Source organism: Blastococcus sp. MG754426 (assembly GCF_021699055.1).
Classification (GTDB): Bacteria; Actinomycetota; Actinomycetes; order Mycobacteriales; family Geodermatophilaceae; genus Blastococcus.
The window spans coordinates 1-5,913 of sequence record NZ_SSXC01000131.1 but is presented as its reverse complement, the minus strand read 5'-3'; the positions used below and the strand labels follow the sequence as shown (position 1 = coordinate 5,913).

General features: G+C 71.3%; 6 protein-coding genes. 3 read left to right on the top strand and 3 right to left on the bottom strand.

What is annotated here, in order from left to right; all coding sequences use genetic code 11:
• Window positions 1–540 (top strand): cell division protein DivIVA (locus E9549_RS22365; protein WP_236828794.1); only part of this gene is annotated, 540 nt, incomplete at its 5' end.
• 121 nt (window positions 541–661) lie between these two features.
• On the opposite strand, the gene E9549_RS22360 is transcribed toward E9549_RS22365, so the two are convergent.
• From E9549_RS22360 to E9549_RS22350, 3 genes are all read right to left on the bottom strand, one after another.
• Window positions 662–1,585, bottom strand: coding sequence for a carbohydrate ABC transporter permease (locus E9549_RS22360; RefSeq protein WP_236828793.1), 924 nt, complete (start codon window positions 1,583–1,585; stop codon window positions 662–664).
• Entirely contained in the window at window positions 1,582–2,571 is a 990-nt protein-coding gene (locus tag E9549_RS22355; protein WP_236828792.1) for a carbohydrate ABC transporter permease, read from the bottom strand. The genes E9549_RS22360 and E9549_RS22355 overlap by 4 nt, the downstream gene beginning before the upstream one ends.
• Before the next feature lie 119 nt (window positions 2,572–2,690).
• Window positions 2,691–4,070 carry an ABC transporter substrate-binding protein gene (locus E9549_RS22350; protein WP_236828791.1) on the bottom strand — a complete coding sequence of 460 codons (1,380 nt, stop codon included), beginning with the start codon at window positions 4,068–4,070 and terminating at the stop codon, window positions 2,691–2,693.
• A gap of 354 nt (window positions 4,071–4,424) precedes the next feature.
• Here E9549_RS22350 and E9549_RS22345 point away from each other — a divergent pair, with 354 nt between their 5' ends.
• Together E9549_RS22345 and E9549_RS22340 are read left to right on the top strand one after the other, a co-directional pair.
• The gene (locus tag E9549_RS22345; protein WP_236828790.1) at window positions 4,425–5,534 is read left to right on the top strand and encodes an ABC transporter ATP-binding protein; all 1,110 of its coding nucleotides are present in this window, start codon (window positions 4,425–4,427) and stop codon (window positions 5,532–5,534) included.
• A gap of 63 nt (window positions 5,535–5,597) precedes the next feature.
• A partial coding sequence (locus E9549_RS22340; protein WP_236828789.1) for a hypothetical protein occupies window positions 5,598–5,913 on the top strand: 316 nt, incomplete at its 3' end.

Sequence of the window (5,913 nt, the reverse complement as noted above, 5' to 3'; positions counted from 1 at the left end):
TCGCCGAGGCCAAGCCCCGCGCCGCAGCCGACCCCGGCCCCGCCGCCCGTGCAGCAGCCCCGCGAGGACGACAGCGCCCGGGCCTCGCGCATGCTGGCGCTGGCCACCGAGACCGCTGACCGCTACGTCAACGAGGCCAAGACGCAGGCCGAGCAGATGCTCAGCGGCGCCAAGACCAACAGCGAGCGGCTGATGACCGAGGCGCGCGCCAAGAGCGAGCAGATGGTCGCCGAGGCCAAGCACCGCGCCGACTCCATGATCGGCGACGCCCGGACCCGTGCCGAGACGATGGAGCGGGAGGCGCGCGCCAAGGCCGCCGCCCTCGACCAGGACGCCGAGCGCCGGCACGTCGAGGTGATGGGTGGTCTCGAGGAGAAGCGCAGCAGCCTGGAGCGCAAGATCGAGGAGCTGCGCACCTTCGAGCGCGAGTACCGCACGCGGCTGCGGTCCTACCTCGAGTCGCACCTGCGCGACCTGGACAGCCGCGGCTCGGCCGAGCCCGCCGCCGCCGGCCGGCAGAACCAGCACGCCAGCGCCTGAGGCAGCACGACGGAGGCCCCGGACCACACGGTCCGGGGCCTCCGTCGTCCCGTGACGTGCTGGGACGGCCTCCTGCAGGGTCCCGGCTCGAGCCTGCGGGTGCCGGGGAGCAGGAGGTCCTTCAGCCCTTGACGCTCCCGGCCAGCAGGCCACGCACGAAGTAGCGCTGCAGGGCGAGGAAGACGATCAGCGGCACGATCATGGCGATGAACGCCCCGGCCGAGAGCAGGAACCAGTCGGCGCCCCGGCTGCCCACCATCTCGGCCAGCCGCACGGTGAGCGGGACGACGTCCGGGGCGCCGCCGGCGAAGGTGAGTGCCACGAGCAGGTCGTTCCAGACCCACAGGAACTGGAAGACGCCGAACGCGGCGATCGCCGGCGTCAGCAGCGGCAGCAGCACCTGGAAGAAGATCTTCACGTGGCCGGCGCCGTCCATGCGCGCGGCCTCGACCAGCGACGCCGGGATGTCCTTCATGAAGTTGTGCAGCAGGAAGATCGCCAGCGGCAGCGCGAAGATCGAGTGGGCCAGCCAGACGGTCCAGAACGACCCTTCGATGCCCACGTCGACGAAGAGGCTCAGCAGCGGGATCAGCGTGACCTGGATCGGCACCACCTGCAGCGAGAACACGGCGACGAACAGGATGTTGCGGCCCCGGAACTTGATCCACGCGAAGGCGTAGGCGGCCAGCAGTGCCAGGGTGATCGGGATGATCACCGCCGGCAGCGTGATGACCAGGGAGTTGACGAAGAGCTCCGCGAAGTTCGTCTGCCCGCCGTAGAGCACCTGGTTGTAGTTGTCGAGGGTGATCTGCGGGTCGGTGAACCACGTCCACCAGCCCGAGCGGCGGATGTCGAGCTCGGGCCGGAACGAGGTGACGAGCAGGCCCAGGGTCGGCACCGTCCACAGGATCGCGATGACGATGGCGATCGCGGACGCGGCGGGGGAGGTGAGCCGGTTCTTGGCCCGGGCGGCCCGGCGGTGCACCCGGCCACGCGTGTCGATCTCCCCGGGCACCGGGGCCATGACGGGGGTCGTCGTCGTCATCGGATCTCCTCCGACAGCCGCAGCTGCCGCACGTTGTAGGCGATGATCGGGATCACCAGCACGAACAGCAGCACGGCCAGCGCGGCGCCCAGCCCGAAGTTGAACTGGCGGAACGACTGGACGTAGAACTCGTTGGCCACCACGCTGGTGTTGAAGTTGCCGCCGGTCATCGTGCGGACGATGTCGAAGACCTTGAGCGTGACGATCGCGATCGTCGTGAGCACGACGACGAGGGCGGGGCGGATGCTCGGCACGGTGACGTAGCGGAACATCTGGAAGCCGCTGACCCCGTCGAGCCGGGCGGCCTCGATGATGTCGTCGGGGATGGCCTTGATCGCCGCCGACAGCACCGTCATGGCGAAGCCGGCCTGGATCCAGATCATCACCACGATCAGGTAGAGGCTGTTCTGCGGCGCATCGAGCAGGAACTGCTGCGGGTCGATGCCCACGGTGACCAGCAGCTGGTTCAGCAGGCCGATCTGGTTGACCCCCGGTTGGTCGGGCCGGAACTCGTAGACGAACCGCCAGATGACGCTGGCGGCGACCATCGAGATGGCCATGGGCAGGAAGATGAGCGCCTTGGCGAGGGCCTCGAACCGCGTGCGGTCGACCAGGTAGGCGTACACCAGCCCGAGACCCGTGGTCACGATCGGGACCACGAGCACCCACAGCGCGGTGTTGCGCAGGACGGTCTGGAAGCCGTCGTTGGTGAAGACGGTGGCGTAGTTGCCGAACCCGACGAACTCGGACCCGTCCCTGTTGTAGAACGACGCGCGGACCGTCTCCAGGGCCGGGTACACCAGGCCGACGAGCAGCAGGAGGGCGGTCGGCCCCAGGAACGCCGCGACGACCACCCAGTTCGGCACCCGCCGGGGCCGGTCGGCGGCCAGCAGGATCGCGCCCATCACCACCGTGAACAGCAGGATGGCGAACCCCATCAGGGCGAACTTGTGCCCCGCCGACTCCGTTTCCAGGAACCACTCCACCGGTTACGACCTCTCCCTCGACGGCGCAGTACCGGGGGATCGCAGCGCTGCGACCCCCCGGCCTCCGGGATGCGGGTGCGGACCGGCGCCGGCCACGCCGGCGCCGGTCCGCGGGTTGATCAGGACTCCGGCCAGGCGTTCTCGACCGCGGTGAGCGCCGCCTCGCTGGACTTGTCCGAGGCGATCCACTCGGTCAGCTGCGTCCACAGCTCACCGGCGCCGATCTCCCCGGGCATCAGGTCCGAGCCGTCGAACCGGAACACCGCTTCGGGGTCCTGGAACAGCTCGGCGGACAGCTGGTCGATCGGCGACACGAGGTTGTCGATCTCCAGACCCGTGTTGGCGCTCACCCAGCCGGGGCCGGAGACCTGGGCCTTGATGTTGGCCCACTCCGGGGAGGACAGGTAGGTCTGGAACGCCTGGGTGGCCGGGTCGTCGTTGAACGCCGCGGTGAACTCGCCACCGCCGAGGACCGGCGGGGTGCCGGCGTCGCCGATGGGGGGCAGCGGGAAGGCGAACACGTCGCCGTCCTCGCCCACCTCGGTGCCGTCCGGCCAGTTCGCCTGGTAGAAGGAGGCCTGCCGGTGCAGCCAGCAGTTGCCGTCGAGGATCGGCAGCCCGGCGTCACCGAACTCGGTGGTGGCGATGGACTGGACCTCGCCCAGGCCACCGTTGACGAACTCCGGGTTCTTCAGGATCTCGCCGACGGTGTTCAGCGCCTCGACGATCTGCGGGTCGTCGAACGGGATCTCGTGGTTGACCCACTGGTCGTAGACCTCGGGGCCGGCCGTGCGGAGGACGACGTCCTCGAGCCAGTCGGTGGCCGGCCAGCCGGTGGCCTCACCGGAGCCGATGCCGGCGCACCACGGCTTGGCGCCGGTGGCGGCGATCTCCTCGGAGAGGGCGATCATCTCGTCCCAGGTCTGGGGGATCTCGTAGCCGGCCTCCTCGAACATCGAGGGCGAGTACCAGACGAAGCTCTTGGCGTTCGCGCCGAGCGGCGCGGCGTAGAAGGTGCCGTCGACGCTGCCGTACTCCTTCCAGCTCTCGTCCCAGTACTCGTCGGTGTTCGACTCGACCTGCTGGGGAGCGGGGACGACGGCGCCGGTGCCGACCAGGGTGGCGAGCAAGCCGGGCTGCGGGATGTAGGCGATGTCGGGTGCGTTCCCGCTCTGGACGCGCACGACCAGCTGGGCCTCGAACTCGCGGGAGCCCTCGTACTGCACGTCGACCCCGGTGCACTCCTCGAACGGCACGTAGGAGTCGATGTGCGGCTGGTCCTCCGGGTCGGTGATCGAGGTGTAGACGGTGACCGTCTCACCCTCCAGGTCGCCGAACTCCTCGTAGGGCGCGCAGTCGATCTCCGTGTCCGCGGCCGCCGCGCCGCCGCCGTTGCCACCACCGTCGATCTCGTCGGCGCCGCACCCGGTGAGCAGGAGCGTCAGCCCCAGCCCGCCGGCCAGGGCCGCTGCCCCGCGGCCCCTCGCACGCTTGCTCATGTGGTCCCCTCCAGACTCCTGCGGCTCCGTCGCCGCATCGTGTGACCAGCGCCGACACCCCATCGCGGGTCCGGCCGCCACATCCGTCCGGCGACAGTAGCCGCGCGGGAGACCCCCGGCGGCAACGTTGCCGTAACGGTTGTGCCGCATCCGAAGGGGCGGTAGCCCGTTCGGGTACGGGTGCGCCGGGGAGCATATGGGAGCGCTCCCACGGTGTCCCGCCCTCGGTGCACGATCGGGGGAGAAAACCGTCCTCACCGGGTGATCCGGGCGGGGACGGCGGCGACGTCCTGGTGGTCGCGGGGCCACCGGGCGTGCCACAGTGACGCCACCGTTCGGCGCAGGAAGGGACCCATGGCCGCCATCACGTTCGACCACGCCACGCTCGTCTACCCCGGCGCGACCCGCCCATCGGTCGACGCGCTGGACCTCGAGATCGCCGACGGCGAGTTCCTGGTGCTGGTCGGCCCGTCCGGCTGCGGCAAGTCGACGTCGCTGCGGATGCTGGCCGGCCTCGAGGAGGTCACGGACGGCACCATCCGGGTGGGCGACCGGGACGTCACGCACCTGCCGCCGAAGGACCGCGACATCGCGATGGTGTTCCAGAACTACGCCCTCTACCCCCACATGACGGTGGCCGAGAACATGGGCTTCGCCCTGAAGATCGCGGGGGTGCCCAAGGAGGAGCGGCGGACCCGCGTCGAGGAGGCCGCCCGCATCCTGGACCTCGAGCCCTACCTCGACCGCAAGCCCAAGGCGCTCTCGGGCGGTCAGCGGCAGCGCGTCGCGATGGGGCGGGCCATCGTGCGCCAGCCGCAGGTGTTCCTGATGGACGAGCCGCTGTCCAACCTCGACGCCAAGCTGCGGGTGCAGACCCGCACCGAGATCGCCGCCCTGCAGCGGCGGCTCGGCGTCACGACGGTGTACGTCACGCACGACCAGGTCGAGGCGATGACGATGGGGGACCGCGTCGCGGTGCTCAGCGAGGGCGTCCTCCAGCAGGTCGACACGCCGCGCAACCTCTACGACAAGCCGGCCAACGTGTTCGTCGCGGGCTTCATCGGCTCGCCGGCGATGAACATCGTCCCGGTGACCCTGACCGAGGGTGGCGCGCAGGTCGCCGGCCACACCGTCCCGCTGCCGCGCGAGGCGCTGTCGGTGCTCGCCCGCGAGGGGGGCGACGCGGCCACGCTGGGGTTCCGCCCGGAATCGGTGGAGTTCGTGGCCGCGGGCGAGGGCATCCCGGTCGAGGTCCTGATCGTCGAGGAGCTGGGCTCGGACGCCTTCGCCTACGGCCGGCTGGCCGCGGGGGAGGCCGGCGACGAGGGCCGGCAGCTGGTGCTGCGGGCCGACCCGCGTCGCCCGCCCATGAAGGGCGAGGTCGTGCACGTCGCGATCCGGCCCGGTGAGGCGCACCTGTTCTCCGCGGTGACCGGGCTCCGGGTCACCCAGACCCCCGGCTGACACCTCCCGGACCCGGGGGCGTCCAGCGGCGCCCCCGGCCGGCCGCGCCCTACAGTCCCTGCTGTGATCGCGATCGCCGCGCTGCTGGTGCTGCTGGGCCTCGGGCTCTTCGTCGGCGGTCTGCTCACCGGGAGCACCGCGCTGTACTGGGCCTGCGTGGCGGCGTGCGTCGTCGCCGCGGGGGTCCTCGTCGTCGCGCGCCGGCAGATCGCCGCGCGCGTGGAGCCGCCGGCGGGCGTGCCCGCGGCGGGCCGCAGCGGGTCGACGGCGGCCGGCTCCGGCACCGCCGATCCGGACCCCTCCCCGGCGGACGGCGTCCCGGCCGGCTCCGGCCCTGCGGTGACCGGGCCGGACCTCGCCACCGGAGCGACGTCGGTCC